This window comes from Pelodictyon luteolum DSM 273 (assembly GCF_000012485.1).
GTDB lineage: Bacteria > Bacteroidota > Chlorobiia > Chlorobiales > Chlorobiaceae > Chlorobium > Chlorobium luteolum.
On record NC_007512.1, the window covers coordinates 2,011,168 to 2,027,500 of the forward strand.

The 16,333-nt window shown below is 57.4% G+C and carries 15 protein-coding genes (1 of these 15 cut by a window edge); 2 read left to right on the forward strand and 13 right to left on the reverse strand.

What is annotated here, in order from left to right:
- Window positions 1-3: 3 nt before the first annotated feature.
- Window positions 4-882: a lysophospholipid acyltransferase family protein gene (locus PLUT_RS09315; protein WP_238974582.1), complete on the reverse strand. Its 879-nt coding sequence runs from the start codon at window positions 880-882 to the stop codon at window positions 4-6.
- Between the two features lie 191 nt (window positions 883-1,073).
- Here PLUT_RS09315 and PLUT_RS09320 point away from each other — a divergent pair, with 191 nt between their 5' ends.
- Window positions 1,074-3,023 carry an ABC transporter ATP-binding protein gene (locus tag PLUT_RS09320; RefSeq protein WP_011358529.1) on the forward strand — a complete coding sequence of 650 codons (1,950 nt, stop codon included), beginning with the start codon at window positions 1,074-1,076 and terminating at the stop codon, window positions 3,021-3,023.
- Here the strand turns inward: PLUT_RS09320 and PLUT_RS09325 are convergent.
- The 12 genes from PLUT_RS09325 to PLUT_RS09380 all read right to left on the reverse strand — a co-directional run bounded on the left by PLUT_RS09325 (window position 2,984) and on the right by PLUT_RS09380 (window position 16,081).
- Complete coding sequence (locus tag PLUT_RS09325) at window positions 2,984-4,168, reverse strand: O-antigen ligase family protein (RefSeq protein WP_041463904.1); 1,185 nt, start codon at window positions 4,166-4,168, stop codon at window positions 2,984-2,986. The two genes, PLUT_RS09320 and PLUT_RS09325, sit on opposite strands and share 40 nt — an antisense overlap.
- Window positions 4,169-4,745: 577 nt before the next feature.
- Complete coding sequence (locus PLUT_RS09330; RefSeq protein WP_041463905.1) at window positions 4,746-5,243, reverse strand: PIN domain-containing protein; 498 nt, start codon at window positions 5,241-5,243, stop codon at window positions 4,746-4,748.
- 26 nt (window positions 5,244-5,269) lie between these two features.
- Entirely contained in the window at window positions 5,270-6,382 is a 1,113-nt protein-coding gene (locus PLUT_RS09335; RefSeq protein WP_011358532.1) for a helix-turn-helix domain-containing protein, read from the reverse strand.
- A gap of 495 nt (window positions 6,383-6,877) precedes the next feature.
- Window positions 6,878-7,270, reverse strand: a complete 393-nt coding sequence (locus PLUT_RS09340; protein ID WP_041463906.1) for a hypothetical protein — start codon at window positions 7,268-7,270, stop codon at window positions 6,878-6,880.
- Between the two features lie 66 nt (window positions 7,271-7,336).
- Complete coding sequence (locus PLUT_RS09345; RefSeq protein WP_011358533.1) at window positions 7,337-7,783, reverse strand: hypothetical protein; 447 nt, start codon at window positions 7,781-7,783, stop codon at window positions 7,337-7,339.
- A gap of 6 nt (window positions 7,784-7,789) precedes the next feature.
- On the reverse strand, window positions 7,790-8,182 hold the full coding sequence (locus PLUT_RS09350) for a helix-turn-helix domain-containing protein (RefSeq protein WP_238974583.1): 393 nt from the start codon (window positions 8,180-8,182) through the stop codon (window positions 7,790-7,792).
- 17 nt (window positions 8,183-8,199) lie between these two features.
- A complete protein-coding gene (locus PLUT_RS09355; RefSeq protein ID WP_011358535.1) occupies window positions 8,200-8,682 on the reverse strand; it encodes a hypothetical protein in 483 nt (160 codons plus the stop codon).
- 214 nt (window positions 8,683-8,896) lie between these two features.
- On the reverse strand, window positions 8,897-9,583 hold the full coding sequence (locus PLUT_RS09360) for an Appr-1-p processing protein (RefSeq protein ID WP_157858178.1): 687 nt from the start codon (window positions 9,581-9,583) through the stop codon (window positions 8,897-8,899).
- Between the two features lie 106 nt (window positions 9,584-9,689).
- Window positions 9,690-13,709 carry an NACHT domain-containing protein gene (locus PLUT_RS09365; RefSeq protein ID WP_011358537.1) on the reverse strand — a complete coding sequence of 1,340 codons (4,020 nt, stop codon included), beginning with the start codon at window positions 13,707-13,709 and terminating at the stop codon, window positions 9,690-9,692.
- 3 nt (window positions 13,710-13,712) lie between these two features.
- On the reverse strand, window positions 13,713-14,972 hold the full coding sequence (locus PLUT_RS09370) for an ATP-binding protein (RefSeq protein WP_041463907.1): 1,260 nt from the start codon (window positions 14,970-14,972) through the stop codon (window positions 13,713-13,715).
- 454 nt (window positions 14,973-15,426) lie between these two features.
- Window positions 15,427-15,672: a hypothetical protein gene (locus tag PLUT_RS09375; protein ID WP_011358539.1), complete on the reverse strand. Its 246-nt coding sequence runs from the start codon at window positions 15,670-15,672 to the stop codon at window positions 15,427-15,429.
- A 13-nt stretch (window positions 15,673-15,685) separates the two neighbouring features.
- Window positions 15,686-16,081: an MbcA/ParS/Xre antitoxin family protein gene (locus PLUT_RS09380; RefSeq protein WP_011358540.1), complete on the reverse strand. Its 396-nt coding sequence runs from the start codon at window positions 16,079-16,081 to the stop codon at window positions 15,686-15,688.
- Between the two features lie 172 nt (window positions 16,082-16,253).
- Here PLUT_RS09380 and PLUT_RS12190 point away from each other — a divergent pair, with 172 nt between their 5' ends.
- Window positions 16,254-16,333 carry the beginning of a hypothetical protein gene (locus tag PLUT_RS12190; protein WP_420825882.1) on the forward strand. The gene runs 253 nt beyond the window's last position, so only the first 80 of its 333 coding nucleotides appear in the window; it begins with the start codon at window positions 16,254-16,256; its stop codon lies beyond the right edge, outside the window.

The following is a 16,333-nucleotide window of genomic DNA, read 5'->3' on the forward strand; positions in this document are numbered from 1 at the left end:
CCCTCAGGCGTTTTTCCAGCGGTTGTGCAGCCAGAACCACTCTTCGGGCCACCTGTAGATGTACTCTTCCAGCACGTTGGTATAGCGGATGGTGAGGGTCTCGATATCCTCCCTGCAGAACTTCAGATCGGCAGTTTCAATCTCCCTTACATCCACCCGGTAGTGCCCGTTCTCGGCATGTCGGCACATGCCGACGAAAAGCGGTACCTTTGCTCGCAGCGCGAAAACGGCCGCTCCCTGGAACATGGTCGCCCTGCGCCCGAGGAAATCCCCGTAGGCGCTGGCTCCCGGATCTGACTGGTCGGCGAGGATGGCCAGCACCCCACCCTCGTTCAAGAGACGCAAACCCTCGCGCACCGCATCCCCCTGATAGACGATGCTGTTGCCGTTGAGGGTACGGAACCGGTTCATGGCCTCATCAAGTGCTTTGTTGGTGAGCTCCTTAACGATAATAGTCATAGGCTTGGCCTTCATCCCGAAGGCCATGGCCATAAGCTCCCAGTTGCCGTAATGGGCTGACAGCATCACCGCGCCCTTTCGACCGTTCTCGGTGCCCTGCCAGAATGGAGACACATCCATATCGACAAGAGCGTCAATGTCGGCCTGCTCCCTGATGAGGGGAAAACGGAGCACATCGATGAACGTCCTTGTGATGTTGCGGTATACAACCGTGGCAATCCGGCGCACCTCCTCCTGCGACTTTTCGGGAAAAGTCAGCGCGAGGTTCCGGTAGACAAGGTCCCTGCGCAGACCGACCACATGATGGATGGCGTCCCCTGCCAGATCGGCGAACCGCATAGCTGCAGGGCGACTCACCGCGCGCAGCAGTACGCCGAGCAGCATCACCGCCCAGGCGATCAGAGTCTCGGCGGACCTGCTCAACCGGCGTAACCGATCATCCTTTTTGCTTGTCAACTCTACCATGCACTCTCACTGCTGCTCGAAAAAAACTTCGAGGTAAAGGTACAAAACTTGTGGCCATCCGCCTATTGCCTCAATCGGAGGAAGTCTTCTTTCCGATTTATACAGTATATTAGCGCTTCAGCACCGATGAATCCACCCCGGGAACCTTCATGGCCGTACTGCTCAGAATCCTCCGATACCTTGCCCCCTCCAAAGGAAACGTCGTGCTCGTCGTCGTAGTCAGCATGATGACGTCCATCTTCAGTGTCATCTCGATCTACTCGATTCTGCCTCTCCTGAACGCCGTCTTCACCTCCAGTGAGAGCATCAGCATGCTGGAGACCACCGGCAAGCAGGCCACCCCCAATAATCTGGCACTCAGGCCAAACCAGCCCCGGACGCCTCCTTCGGAACCGGCACTGCATACCTCGCCCGGCAGCTTCGACTTCAAGCGCGATACCGGCGCACTCAAGGAGTGGGCACTCACCCGTTACCAAAGCCTCTTCAGGGCTGAAACGAAAGAGCTCATGCTCCTGAAGATCTGCCTTTTTCTGATTTCAGCCTTCGCCCTCAAGAACCTCTTCGTCTACCTGAACCAGGTCCTCATCTTCAGGATCCAGAGCAAGACCGCCAAGAAACTCCGCGACGATATCTTCGCAAACATCATCGAGATGCCGCTCGGCTATTTCAACCGCAACAAGGTCGGCAACCTGATGAACTACGTGTACAACGACGTTGAAAACGTCGACCGCAGCATCAGCACCACCCTCGTCAATTTCCTGCAGAACCCGTTCTCGATATTCGTCTATGTGGCCGTCCTGCTCGCCCTCAGCTGGAAACTGACCCTGTTCGCCGTCGGCAGCTCGCTCGTCATCTTCTTTTTCATAAGCCTGATCGGAAACGGCATCAAGGGCCATGCAGCGGCCCTGCAGGAGCGGCTCAGCGACATGAACTCTGTTCTGCAGGAGAAGTTCAACGGCATCAAGCTCATAAAGGCAACCGCCTTCGAGCACGAGGAGCTCGGTCGCTTCAGGGCATTCACCGACGATTTCCGCAAAACAACCATACGCATTTTCCGGCTGCGCGACATGACGGGGCCGCTCAACGAAACCCTCCTCATCGGCGCCATCGCCATGGTACTCTGGTTCGGCGGGCTGCAGGTCTTTGCCGGTGTCATGACAGCCAATGAACTGCTCGTCTTCGCCTTCACCCTTTACTCCGTCATGGGCCCCCTGAAAATGATCGGCAACGCCCATAACTCCCTGCAGATCGGCCGGGCATCGGCCGAACGGATCTTTGAAGTACTCGACACCAAACCGACCCTCGTCAACGGAAAGAAACCCATCAGTACCTTCCAGGAAGCTATCCGCTTCGAGAACGTATCCTTCAAATACCGCGAGGAAGCTGATGCACCCAACGTGCTCGACAACGTCAGCTTTGAAATAAAAAAGGGCGACAGTGTCGCACTCATAGGTCAGTCCGGTTCCGGCAAGTCCACCGTGGCGGACCTCCTCATGCGCTTCTACGATGTCGATTCCGGCCGCATCACCATTGATGGTACCGACATCCGCGATCTTGATTATAAGCAGCTGAGAAAGATGGTCGGCGTGGTAAGCCAGGAAGTGATTCTCTTCAACGACACCATTGAGCATAACATTGCCTACGGCATGCACGAAAAGGTCACCCGGGAGCGCATCGAACAGGCTGCCCGGCTCGCCAACGCCCACGGCTTCATCACGGACAAGCCCGATGGATACCTAACCCTCATAGGAGATCGCGGAATCCAGCTCTCCGGCGGACAGCGCCAGCGCCTTGCGATTGCGCGCGCCATGGTCAAGAACCCTGAGCTCCTCATCTTCGACGAAGCCACGAGCGCCCTCGACAATGAATCCGAGAAGGTGGTGCAGGAAGCCATCAACCATGCCATGGAGCACCGCTCCTCACTCGTCATCGCCCACCGCCTCTCGACCATCAAGAACGCCAGCATGATCATCGTGATGGAGCGCGGCAGGGTTGTTGAATCAGGTACCCACCCGGAACTGCTCGCAATGAACGGTGCCTATAAAAACCTCTACGACCTTCAGTTCTCGATCCCTTCCGACCCGGATAAATCCCTGTAGAGGAATGCGCTGAGATAGACGAAGAGCAGCGTCGAAAAGTGTCCGAACAGGTAGCTGTCGCTGAACATGATCACCCCGTATATCAGAGGCAGCGCCACGCCCACATTCCGTTGCAGCGGATTGTTCGATTTGCGTGCGAACGAAACCTGCAGATAGAGTATCCAAAGCAGGGCCGCAAGCCCAAGTACCCCGAACTGCACCATCTCAAGCGCGTACATGTCGTGCGGGTTATGGGTGGCTGGCATTGCTGGTGACATGCGCTCGTTCATTCTGGCATACTCAACCCTGAAGTCTCCTGTTCCCACCCCGATAAGCGGGTGTTCCTTGAAGATTTCCATTGAATTGAGCACGAAGGTGATGCGCGTGCCGACAGAAGTGGAATTGGTCATTTCGTAACCGTTGCTATCCGACACCGCCTGGCCAAGCCGCCCCTTGAAGGCATCGCTGAACGTGTAGGCCGCCGTGAAGAGGCCGGCCACCATCACAAGCGACACCAGTCCCGCCACCCAGCGCCGCCCGCTGAAATACTGGAAAACGGCAATAACGGCAACAACGAAAAACGCCACATGGCCTGCACGTCCCTGGGTCAGGAACAAATCGACCGCAAGGAAAACGCCGAGCGAAAGGGTAAAGAGTTTTTTCCCCCAACCGGCTCCCCTCTCGAGCACGCCGAGGGCAAGCGACAGATAGACGGCAATGGCAAGAAACGGGCTGTAGGTGATACGGCCCATGAACATGACCGGGTCCTCCGGACCGCCGAATGTCCCGGTAGGAAGCAGCTGCAGCCAGATTCCGTAAGACCAGATTGCCTGAACCACCATAGCCGCAAGAAAAGCCCAGAGGTAACGGCGCATGTGCTCAGGCTTCACTCCGAGCATGAAGATGGGGATAAGGAGCAGGTATGCCGCCTTGGCCACAACATGGAGACCTACCGGCATATCCTCTGTCCAGAGCAGCCCAATCAGGTGCAGAACAAAAAAGCCCGACACCGCAAGCACTACAGGACTATGCCGAACCCGTGTCCAGTCCTCCCGGCGCACACCGCCGATGAGAAGCAGGACAAGGAAGAGGGCGACTAGGATATTGCCCGCGGCAACCGAAAACGGCAGGGCAAAGCCGAGCAGGATGAACAGATAGGAACGCACATTCCGGACCTGCAGGCGAAACGTAGAAACCCAATGAGGAGAAGTCATAACGGCAAGGGAGTAAAATTGAAGCTGAATTTACGCAATCCTTCATGAAGTACCGCATCACCCGCAACGATTCCTCAGGGCATGCACGCCATAGAATCGCCAGCACGGCAAGGCCATGCCGAGGTGCCTGCTTCAGCTTTGCGATGGTTTCAAGGGTCAGGTGAAGTGGCCCCCTATCATCCGCTCTTGCATGCTCGCTGGAACTGCTTCAAGTCATGCCCATATCGTGAGGAACCTGATTACTTGCGCCCCGCAACTACGCCCCCAAATGACCCTCGGCGAGGGGAGCGTAGCATGAACGGACCCCACCTGCAGCATCACTTAACCCCCCCATTGGACCCGAGCTGTTCGGACTTCGGCTGTTCCGGACTTCGGCTGTTCCTTACGTAAGGGGGCCCGCAATATTAGCGGGATATGGGTGGGAAACGAGGGAAAGACTACTGCGTCCATAGAGCATTATGCGTATCAGCAGGCCAATCGAAACAATCGTAATGCACGCTCCGGATGCAGAAATTACACATATCCGATCTCACCTCTGACGACAGTCCTGGTGCCGGATGACTTCCTCGAAACGTTCAACAATCTTCGGGGTAATATGCTTTGGATTAGACTCCCGGATTGCTTGAGCAATTCCCACAACCTCCATGGCCGGCATACCACCAGCCTTATGCAAGGCCGCAAGAAGCTCAAGCCCCCACAGAACAGCCACGCCTTCAGGCTCGCATTCCCTGCGAAGACGCCTGTCATTGGTCACCAAAAGCAACCCATGCCGCTTGGCAGTAAGAAGAGAAAGGCGGTCTTCAAATGACAACGGGCCTCTTTGACTGCCGGCAGCATAAGCATCCTCAAGAGCCGGCTCCATAATGATCAGTCCGAGCTCGATAAGCTCATTGTCATCATTGATCTCTTTGACTTCATCGACAACGGGGCCAATGACAGAGAACGCTCCGACATACTGCACCATAAGCTGCAGAACCGCTTTGTCCGCCTTCAGGAAATCGATCAGCACACATGCATCAAGCAGCATCACCCGGCTTGATGATGGCTGGCCCGTCACAGCACCATCTCCCAATCCCGAAAAAGCTCCTGCATCTCCTCAACGCCTATACGGAGCATTTCAGCACCCCGGCTCAGCGAAATCTTCTCTTGTTCAAGAGCCTCCCGGACAAGACGGCTGAAACGGTCTTCGAAAAAGTCGACCGCCTTCATCCCGATGGGTTCAGAAGCACCCATCCCGGATGGCTCTTCCTTGTAGGAAAGACTCCTGTTGAAGCGGCGCAGATAGGCAGCATTGAATTTCCGCCAGATGGAGGCATCTGCTGCCCCCGACTCCACTAGGCGGTGGAGCACCGCTTTATAGCTGACCCGAAAAATGCGCTTGACCTTGAAGACCCTGTCAACAAAGTGCAGTCCCGCCGATTCCTCCCACTCCTTCTGAAACCCTTCGTCCGGCAACAGGAAATGGCCTGCAAAAGCATCGGCTTCACGCTCCTCCTCCTCACTCTCATCAACAAGACCAACAGCATAGGCTCCTGCATGCAGCATGAGATGACCAAGCTCATGTGCCGCACTGAAAATCCGGCGCTCCACGGTAATCCGCCCCCATATATTCACCACCACCGCCGGACCACCGTCCTCTTCTCCAACAGAGAGACCAAAAAAACCATCCGAAGCCATGGGAACCGACAGCACCTTCACCCCGGCATCTTCAAGAAGACCGCAGATATCGTGGATTGGCTCGGTCGGCTTCAGCCCCAGTTTTTCCCGACAAAGCGCAGCGGCTTCAACCGGCCGCGCCCTGAAACACGATGCCCTTTCTGCTTCAAGCCGAAACGGCAACTCCCTTTTCAGGCACTGTTCCAGATACTCGTAATCATCAAGCCATCTGGAAACATCAGCCAGAACATTTTCGCGATTCTGCATCCGCCTTCCGGAGCGGAAACGGACGGAGTGCAGTTGGCGAACCGGGCGGAAAAAATCCTGCAGGGGCACATCAAGCGCCCTTGCAATTGCCTGCAAGGAGCTCATGCGCGGCTCGCTTTTCTGAAGCTCAAGATTCTTGATGGCCGGCAAAGACATGCCGGCAGCTTCGGCAAGCTCTTTCTGGCTGAAGCGCTTCATACTCCTGAGGCGACGGACATTAGCGGAAAGCAACTGCAAATCCATGGTATCCTCCTGTGGTTCTGTTAACCAATAATATACCATGCCACATAAAATATTAAAATGGTATATGCAAGCAATCCGCAGAGACCGCCCGCCCGCGCTCACCCGAACCACGCCACATTATCCCCGGACCCGGCTCCGCCTCCTCAAGAGACTCGAGTTCCAGCACCCGAACGCTCTTGACCGGACCCCATCAAACACATCCACCTTCAACGCGCTGCCCGAGTTGAGTGATTGATAGAAACAGCCGGGGGTCCAACCCAGTATGCAGCATCACTTAAACCCCCACCGGATTTCGGCTGCTCTTACGTATAGAACAGCCGGGGTCCGTCCCAGTATGCAGCATCACCAGGGTTCCTCCGGACTTCGGCTGCTCCGGACTTCGGCTGTTCGGACTTCGGCTGTTCCTTACGAAAAAGGTGTTAGCGGGCGTGAGGGTGAGCTACAAAGAGGGATAAAAGAACGGCAGGGTGTGGAGGCGAAAACCTCCATGCTTCATCAGATCACAGAAATACGGCTAACATCACTTTGCAGAGCCTTGGCTAACTCTTCACAGGACAGCAGCTGCGTTCCCTCTGTTATGACCTTCTCAACCCGAGATTCCTGCAACACATTGAGTCTCAACAGCTCAATCAACTCATTGGGAAAAAAGGATGCATTTAATACCGGGCGAGACACCCCATCACCTTCATCCCTCAAATAGAGCCTGTACACGAAGTCATGTTGAGGAGCCTGACCTTCCGGCATTATCATCGGATCTTTCGTGTGCAATGGAACCTGCTCGATATCAACGACCACTGTGAGCTTCTCATCCAGCGTTGTCGTCTGTATAGAGAGACGCTGGAGATAGCTGTTATCGTCAAACATCACATCCACAACAGGTTGCGTCATAGTAGCAGATGAATGAAGAAACCGTGACTCGTGTAAACGCTCGTCATTGAACAATCACAACCCCAATCACCCGCCAACCGATGGCTTATTAGCCTCCATTATGGCGGGAACATAGGCCTTGGGATCGACAATCGGCAAAGGAACACGCTCAAGAAATGAACCGGCCCCCTTGACGAGCAAAGCCCCCCTGGTCGTCGAAATTGCCAGGGAAATCACCGTGGCATAGAAATCGGGAGGAACGTCCACAACGGCTCCCGTATGGCTATCGACCTCAAGCCCTTCGGTACTGAATAAGGATTCAGCAACCATGGTGGCACACCTGACCTGATCCAATGAGCGCTGCACGACAATGCCGACCTTGACGATGAGAGCGGAAGACTCATGGCTGACACCGACAGAGGTTTCAAAATCAAATGATTCGTTCTCACCCAAAGGCTCTTCTGGAGCCTTGAACGAAAATGCGGTAATCCTGAACCCCGAAAACTGAAACCCTATGTTCTTCTTCTGTTCCATCAAGGCTTATCCGGCTATGGAGTAATCATGATACAAGACTGCACGGGCGCCTCCGCCGGCACGGGCAGACTTCGTTGTATAACCCTCAAGTGACGAAGTTGCAGGAAATTGAAACTGAGACACAACAACCTTGTAGATAACAGCCTTCCCTTCGTAAGGGATCGAAAAGATATCCCGGCCGAGAGCGACCTCGAACTCCACCATGGTCTTGAGGGTCGGATTAGCAGAACCCGACAGGACCCGGCTGACATAGGATTCTTTCTTCCCGAGCTTTTCAGCCAACTGACGCTGACTCATCCCGCCCCTCTCCATAAGGTCGTGCAGGCGGACGGCAAACTCACCCTGCCGTCTGACATACTTTTTCGTCAGTGGTGACACCCCCTCGAGGGCTTTTTTCAAACATGATGGTTTCATAATCAATCCTCCCCTGAAAAGACAAGATCCCCGCCAATAAGCCCGGTATCGGGATCAATATGGATTTCACCGGTTTTCTGTCGCGCCGCCACCCTGGCATCGACTTCCTGCAAGAAGGCAACGGCCTCACGCAATACCGGATTCTCTTGATAGGTTCTTGTTGTCTTTACCCCCCCATACCCGACAATAAGAAGAACACCTGACCAGCGAAGGCAATACAGCCTGAGCTTTCCGTTCCCGTAATGCAACGCCTCAACCGAATCCCGTATCGAGCCCTCCTTTTTGAAGAACTGCTTCCTGAAACCGAGGCGCTCAACCATATCATCCAAACGCGTCACGAGAGCACGATACTCAGAAGCAGCCCGTACCTCCTCACTTTCCAGAAACCGATCAAACTCCGTCTTCTCCTGCCCGGACACCTGTACTGCGTACAACGAACCGCGCAGGCCATTCTCAACCGGCGTGATCTGGAACCCGGGATTCACTTATAAGTTAAGCTTTAATTCAAATAAACCACAACAAATCGGAGCCTGCCTGCAAGAATGACGATTTCGGAAGACATTGAACCGCCGCCACCTCCCCCACTAAACTGCCTTATCATCTCAAGATTACCCTATTTTCCTCTATCAAAAAAAAAGAAACAAGCACCGGCATCACACAGGCGCCCATCATGCCCCCCCCTCAATTGCAGGGCTCAATTCAGACTCCACACTGCACGGCGGAACATACCGCCTTCCCATCAAGCCAACCCTTATATACCAGAACGTCAACCGCCTTTCCGATCTGCCGCTCCCGGAACTGCTCCTTCCCCTTCCCCCAGGCATACACGCCCTTGACGACATCATCCAGAGAGGCAACATCCTGCTGGCTGGCCACCCAGTGCACCCTCGACAGGAGCTCAAGACCGAAGGAAGACTCAAAACCCTCCACCAGGTGCCCGACCCTGTCCAAACGCTCCCGCGTAGCCGCTTCCCCCTCAAGAAAACGCCGGGCATCATCCAATGCTCCGCTCATCAACGAAAGTGGCTTATCAGGCTGATCACCCCCATCATCATACCCCGAAATCCTATGCCCTTCGAGCACCTTGAGCACATGACGAAGGTTCTCTGCATAGGGGCCGTAATGCCCTTTGGTGAATGACAGCCGTAGCGGTTCCCCGCTCACCTGCATGAAGTACATCAGTTTATGCACCTCGAGAAGCGAGATAAACGGATCCAGCAAACCATCCCTATAGCGCGCCATCAAACAAAGCAGAGCTGCTCGCCCGGCGGTCATCTTCGGAACATCCCGGGTATCGTTGTTGCAACGAACGGCATTCGGATCTTCGGCAGGCTCAAACACGAACACACGAATCCCCTCGACGTCATGAAACGCCTCCTCGATCAATTCAAGCGCCCTGAAGGCGGCGCGAGAGTTCAGAGACGCCGCTCCTGCGGCGCGCGAATTGCGACAGAGGCCTCGCATCGCTTTAAACTGCGGTGCGGGGCTTTTTTTATCCGGGCCACGAAACGTCGAGGACGAAGACCTCTGTGCGCTCTTCCGACCTCCCGGCAGTGAAGGCTTCGAGCCGCTCCTGCAGTTCTCTGGGCGAGCGGGGCTTTTTGCCTCCGTCCCGCGGCGGGGGCTGCTCCCGTCCGCCGGTCCAGAGTACGAGATAGATGGCCCGTCCGCCGGTCATGGCCGGGGCGGTATAGCGGGGGAGCTGGCTTGTGGGGGCAGTCCAGAGCTCCCGGTGCCAGTCGCCCTTGATCTCGACGGGGATGGCGATCCTGTTTTTGAAGGAGATGCGGATGGCGGCCCGTTTGTCGCCTGCGTGGTCGACCTCCGGTTCGCTCGCTATGCCCCGCGGCTGCAGGCGCTGTCGCAGTATTCCGAGGAGGGCGTCGCGGCAGCTCTGTTCGCTCTTGTGGCGGTTGTTGTTCGCCGCTTCCGTCCAGAACTGCCGGTAGATGTCGCTGTTGCTTTGGCGGATGTCGGCGGCGACATGACCGAGCTGGTCGAGCACGATTGCCAGAAGGTCTTCGGGGTCGGCGGGCGCGCCGTTCTCGAGGACGGCGGCCACATCGGCGAGGGGCGGGATGGTGCGGACGCTTTCGCGTATGGCGGCGGTAGCCTTGTGCCTGCTCATCTGCAGGTGCGTTCGGAATTTCTGCAGCGCGGCGAGGGCGAGCAGGCGATCGATTTCGTGGAGGCTCTCCTCTGTTCCCCTGGCGGCAAGTTCGCTGATGAGGCTTTTGACCTGGTCGCCAAGCTCCATCGACTCTGTTATGGTACCACCGCCAAGCGGCCACTCCGGAGAAGCGAACGGGGCCTGCAGCTCGATGAGCTTCGAGAGTGTTTCGGGGCTGAGTTGAAGGTCGACCTGCAGTTCGCTGAAGCCCCGGCTGGTGAAGCTTGCTATGTGCCGCACGCGCTGCCAGGTTTCTCCGGCAAAATCCCACAGCGGTAGTTCGTAGCGTTGGGGCTCAAGCAGCATGCCGGCAAGCAGGTAGTAGATTTTTTGGCCGGGTTCGAGGGATTTGAGGGCGAGCTTGCGGGCTATGATGGCCGGCAGATCGGTCGGGGCGTATTTCAGGGCCGATTTCAGAAACGTGCCGAGATGGGCGAGGTGCGGGGCCCTGCAGCGGGTCGGGAAGTTCTCGAGCAGGGTCGGGGCAGCGATGGCGGCTACTTTTTTCCAAAGAGGATCATTGCCGAGTTCATGGATGCCGTCGATATGCATCTTGCGGGCCTTGAGCTGTGCGCCGACGAGCCGGGTGAGGATCCCGGCGACAAGCCGGGGTTTCGAGGCTGCAAGGTGGGCGAACCAGCCGGGGGTTTCTCCGGCACCGTTGACAAGGCGGAAGCAGATCATGCTTTCGAGAGTCTCGTCCGGGAGGAGATCGACGGCCTTCGGCTCTTCATCCCAGAGCAACTGCATGCCGAGCAGGCAGGCTTCGCCAATGCTGAAGGTCTCCTGCCGGGCCGAGTGCTTGATGATCTCGGCGGGCGTCGGCAGGTCGTTTCTTGTGATACAGGATTTCATGCCGCTTTCGGCAGCCCGGACTACCTCCTCGTCGTTGGTGCAATAGCTCCTGAACCGTTCCTCCGGTGAACTGCCGGCAATGTCGCTGAAGCGTCCGTTCCAGATCGATGCCAGTGTGGCCAAAAGCCCCATCGGCGCCGTACCGTTTGCTATCTCGTCGAGCTTTGCGGCAAGCTGTGAAGAGCGTTCCCGCTTGATCTTTTCCGGGTCGCGCAGCTCTCTTTCGGGTGATGATGCCGCAAGGATCCGGGCGCCGGGAATCGGGCAGCTGAGGAAGGCTCTCAGCCACTCCTGTTTCACCGGGTCCGTGCCTCGCCATTCGAAGAGCATCTCAAGCGTGAGTCCTTCCTGTCCCTTCCGGAAGAGTGAGCGGACGGCTGACTGAAGGTGTTCTCGTGCGAGGATGTCGTTTTGTTCCCGGCTGATCTGCAGGAAGTGCCAGAGCCCGAGGGTTCGGGGTTCGGCTGCTGCGCGAAGGATCTGCCCGCAGGCGTGGAGGGCATAGGCCGGCGAGGGTTCTTTCCTGCTTCGCTCAAAGCAGAGCTGCAGGAGCGCGAAGTACCGCTGCGGGCGCTTCTCGAGCCATCCGGCAACGCTCTGGTGGAACTCCGGGTTGTGGGGCCGCTGGCCGAACTCGTCGGTTCCGAGGCGGAGCCAGCTGAAAAGGATGTCGTCGGAAACATCGTCTCCATGGGTTTCGAGGGCACGGGTGACGAGCGTTGCCTGCATGTCATGGGTTTCCCATTCCGTTTTGTCGAGGGCTTGCAGCCGGGGGTTCCGGCTGAGCTCGTCGAGCACCCGGGGGAGATCCCCCTCCGGTACCTTCCTCGGGAACTCGTAGCGCCAGAAGAAGCGGTACATCCCGCTGATCCGCTCGTCGCTCCGGTGGAAGTGCCGCAACGCTTCGAGGGTGCCCAGCTTCTCCGGGAAGAGACGGTGGAGCAGTATTCCCGCAAGTTCGTTGAAAGGGTCGGTGATGGTTCCTTCCGTGAAATCGGTGAGGATTTCAATGGCATCTTCAGTCGCTGCGCCGCAGTCCATCCAGGCCTCAAGTGCAAGTTTGCGTACCCGTTCCCATCGGGAGCCATCGGCGGCAAGGCTTTTGAGCGCATCGCCGAGTCCGCTGCGGGCTATTGAGGTGCGGAGCGCTTTGAGGAGGAATATGGTATAGGTCTGTGTGGCGTCATCCCGCCCGGGATCCTCCAGGCCGTCCAGGTAAGTGTCGCGCAGGTCGGGATCAAACAGGGACCAGAGTGTTTCGATGTTTCCCGGTTCCCGGAGAATGGTCGGGTTGTCCCGGAATGCCGCATGGATTTCCTGCAGGAGCAGTTTTTTGTCATCCGTTCCCATAGCCCGGGGGTCGCCGTAGAGCGCAACAGAGAGTGGATCGCTCCGGATCATGGAGGTCCGGGCTGTATGCGTTTCAGTCGCCAGCCATCCATACAGGCCCCTGAGGCCGTCGACGGCCTTGCCGTCCCGGCCGCACATAAGGTTGAACACCCGCTTCAGCGGCAGCCCGTGTCTGTCTATCTCTTTTCCGATCCAGCGGGCGCCAAGGTATTCGGCAACGCTGCGGTGCGTCGGTTCGAGGCGCTCCTCCCGGCCTGCGGCGGGTACGAACAGCCTGCTTCCCAGTGCGGCTTCGGCTGACGGCATGTCTTTTGGCTGGAGTTTCCCGATGGTCGGAAAATGCTCGTTTTCGACTGACGGGTCAAGAGCGACGCCCTGCTTGCCGGCGAAGAGGAGCGTGGCCAGGATCTGGCCGGCGGCCCGAAGCAGTTGTTCTGTTTCATGCCGGTGCTGCCGGTGCCGGTCGCGATGGCTTTTGTTTCCTTCCTGGGCAAGCTTCCCGCAGGCGAACTCGTAGGTCTCTTTCCGGTTCGCCGGCCAGGATTTTCCATCCAGGGCCTCGGCGATGAGCTGCAGGGTCTGCGGGTTCCGGAGCAGGGCTTCGATGCCGTAGGTTTTGGCTTTTTCGATGAGTGCCTTGCCGTCGCTTCTGTTGAAGTTGTCGCCGAGGATCTGAAGGATGTTCTCTTCATTCAACGGCTCAAGCACGTAGAGGGGGAGCCGGGCGTCGGGAGATGCGCTGATGATCGCTTCTTTGTCTGATTGTCCGTACCAGTCTGTTGCCCGGCATGAGATCCTGAAATTCGGAGAGCCGAGTTGCCGGAGTTTCCGGTGAATCTGGTAGAGTATGGCCTGTTGATTGGTGCCGGTACTGCGGTTTTCATCCAGCCCGTCAAGGAAGAGCGTTCGGTTTTTCCACCCGCTCTCGGGGTCGGCGGAGATGAACCGGGCGATCGGAATGAGGATGCCCTCAGTTGCATCCGCTTCCATTCTGAACGCACTGCTTTTGCCTGCGCCGGGCTCTCCGAGGAGTACCCATGCAGGGATGGATCGCAATGCGTCAAGGTTGACCGGCTCCGCGTTTGGCTGCCCTTCAGGATCCGGAGCAATCGGTATTGCCGTGCGTTGGACAAGCATGGCTCAGTTCAGCAGGGTTTCGACGGGCTGCAGCAGGAAGTCCGCAAGAGCGATGCCTCCGTTTCCGATGACGACCGGCCTGGCGTTCCGGAAGGTTTCTGCGAATGCCTGCAGGCCTTTGGGGGTCCTGTAGTTTTCACCGCTTTTGACCTCTATGGCCAGGAGCGTGTCGGCGTGGCTCACGACGAAGTCGACTTCATGGGGCCCGTTGCGCCAGTAGAAGAGGCTGGTACCTTCGGGTTTGTTGTTGATGAGGTGGCTGCCGACGGCGCTTTCGACCAGCCGTCCCCAGTAGGAGCGGTCTTTCCTTGCCTGTTCGAAGGTATAGGTCGCCTGGGCTGAAATGAGCGCCGTGTTGTGGACGTTGAGTTTCGGCGCGGAGGCGCGTTTGCGGTGCTCCTGGCCCGCGTATTTCTGCAGGCCGGTCAACAGGCCGGCTTCCGAGAGCAGGTGCAGGTAGTGCGACAGGGTGACGGTATTGCCGGCGTCCTGGAGTTCTCCCTGCAGTTTCGTCAGGGAGATGATCTGGGCGGAGTATGCTCCGCATCCGAGCTCAAAGAGGTTTTTCAGGAGCGCCGGCTTGTCGACCCGCCGCATTTGGAGGATGTCGTTGTTGATGGTCGGCATGATCAGCGAGTCGTGGATATACTGCCGCCAGCGTGCTTCATTCGAGAGCAGTCTCGTCGATCCGGGATAGCCGCCGAAATAAATGTATTCATCAAGGGATAGATCGAAGGCTTCCTGCATTTCAGCGTACTGCCAGTGCGACAGGCGGATGGTTTCGTACCTGCCCGCAAGACTTTCGGAAAGCCCTTTCAGCATGAGCCAGGGCGAGGAACCGAGCAGGACGACATGCATCGGGAGGCCGTTTGCGCGGTCTTCATCCCAGAGGCCCTTGACGATCTCGGACCAGCGGGGGATTTTCTGGATTTCATCGATGGCAAGGACGTGGTGGCGTCCCGGTGGCAAGTCCAGGGTTGCGCTTCTGGCCTTTGACCATTGTTCCACGAGCCATTTGCCTGTCGGCCTGGCTCCGGGTTCCTGGCCGGTTGCCGGGCTGCTTCCCCTGAGCGGGTCGGCAGGGCGGGTCAGCGGCTGGTCGGTCGCGATGAAGGTAGAGTGGTGCCCCTCGAGGGCTTTTCTCACAAGGGTGGTCTTGCCGACCTGGCGCGGTCCGGCAACGACGATCATGAACGCCGGGGGCTCCTCGAGCCGGGCTCGGAGCGTTGCCAGATGCGGGCGCTGGTATGGTGTGCTTGCCATTGTATGATTATGAGTTAATTTACTCACTATTATACAATAAATGTTTTCCTGTCGCAAGCACCCGGCCGGTAGCACCTCCAAACGAAACCATGATCGCGTTCATCAAGGAAAGCATCGAGAATCAGGTCGCCATCTTAAGATGAGCCTCGGAGACCTCTTTCCCAAGAGTTTTCGGGAAGAGCATGCGACTCGCAACCTCAACACAGGCACCCTCCTCCTTCAATCAAACGCAGCCATCAACCCCCGGTCTCCACACGGTGGCGAAACCTGACCAAACCCCCGCCAGGCAAGGGCTTCGATTTTCACCGAACCGGCACGTCAGCCCCTCCACGAACAGCGGGGAAACCCTCCGCCGCACTCCTCTCTTCCACTCCATGTGCTGCGCGATGGTCTATGCGCGCCTCTTTGCCGAACCTGCAGATGAGTTTCCTGTGCTACCCACAGCTTCCCCCCTCTATGAAAAACCGGCGACGTCCAACGTAACCCACGCCACCCCAGGCTGCTTCTCCACCACTATTTCCGAGCCCTCCCGGTAGGGCGGCGGCTTGGTGTCACCTTCCACCCGTTGCGCCAGCACCCACTCTGCAGGATCGTCGGTAAGATCATCGAACAGGTCCTGCGGGTGCACGAGGGAAACGACGTTTCGGGCGACGTCCCCGTGGAAGTCGGCGAGCGCGAGCCGGGCAAAGAGGGAGTTCATGGCTCTGCCCGGCTCAAAGGCCCCGTGCGCGGTCCAGATACCCGCGCACCATCAGGAGGCCCGCAAACCCCCACTCCTTAATGACATCAACCGGAGTCAAATTGTCGAACGCCTTATTGCGGGTGGTCATCCAGCGGTATGCCAACTCCCTGTTCTGCGGAAAAAGAAGCCGCAGGTTCTTGTGGATACCCAACAGGTGGCCCACGCGCTCGTACTGGTCACGGCCGGTGCCGATCGGCTTGCCGCTGCGGTAGTTTGACAGCGCGGCCCTGTTGCTGGCGGCGATGCCCAGCAGCGCCGCCTGATCCTCGGTACTCAGCTTCCAATGCCCGAGCAGGACCATGACCATTTTGGCCAGGGCGCCACGGTCTTCCGACGCCATCACTTCACGCTCTGCTACGGCTCCCATGGTTCATCTCCTTGTTCTGGGTTGGGGTTCTCTTAGACTTGAGTATAGCGAGCCGTTTTCAAACAAACAGATATTGTTTTTACCGCAACAGATACCCCGCTCCACTCAACGGTCATATTGACGCGTTGCCAAAATCAGCAAGTTCAATACCCGCATACTTCCGATAGCAGCAATCTACGGCGGCAATACCTCAGGCAAGACCAACTTCTTCAAGGCACTGAACTTCGCCAGAACGCTCATCGTCAAAGGGAC

Bases quoted from the DNA above. Each gene is read 5' to 3' on its own strand.
- PLUT_RS09335 (WP_011358532.1), bottom strand. From the start codon at position 6,382: ATGGATTTGCAGTTGCTTTCCGCTAATGTCCGTCGCCTCAGGAGTATG.
- PLUT_RS09380 (WP_011358540.1), bottom strand. From the start codon at position 16,081: ATGGGAGCCGTAGCAGAGCGTGAAGTGATGGCGTCGGAAGACCGTGGC.
- PLUT_RS09330 (WP_041463905.1), bottom strand. From the start codon at position 5,243: ATGCTGCTTGATGCATGTGTGCTGATCGATTTCCTGAAGGCGGACAAA.
- PLUT_RS09375 (WP_011358539.1), bottom strand. From the start codon at position 15,672: ATGAACTCCCTCTTTGCCCGGCTCGCGCTCGCCGACTTCCACGGGGAC.
- PLUT_RS09320 (WP_011358529.1), top strand. From the start codon at position 1,074: ATGGCCGTACTGCTCAGAATCCTCCGATACCTTGCCCCCTCCAAAGGA.
- PLUT_RS09370 (WP_041463907.1), bottom strand. From the start codon at position 14,972: ATGGCAAGCACACCATACCAGCGCCCGCATCTGGCAACGCTCCGAGCC.
- PLUT_RS09340 (WP_041463906.1), bottom strand. From the start codon at position 7,270: ATGACGCAACCTGTTGTGGATGTGATGTTTGACGATAACAGCTATCTC.
- PLUT_RS09365 (WP_011358537.1), bottom strand. From the start codon at position 13,709: ATGCTTGTCCAACGCACGGCAATACCGATTGCTCCGGATCCTGAAGGG.
- PLUT_RS09345 (WP_011358533.1), bottom strand. From the start codon at position 7,783: ATGGAACAGAAGAAGAACATAGGGTTTCAGTTTTCGGGGTTCAGGATT.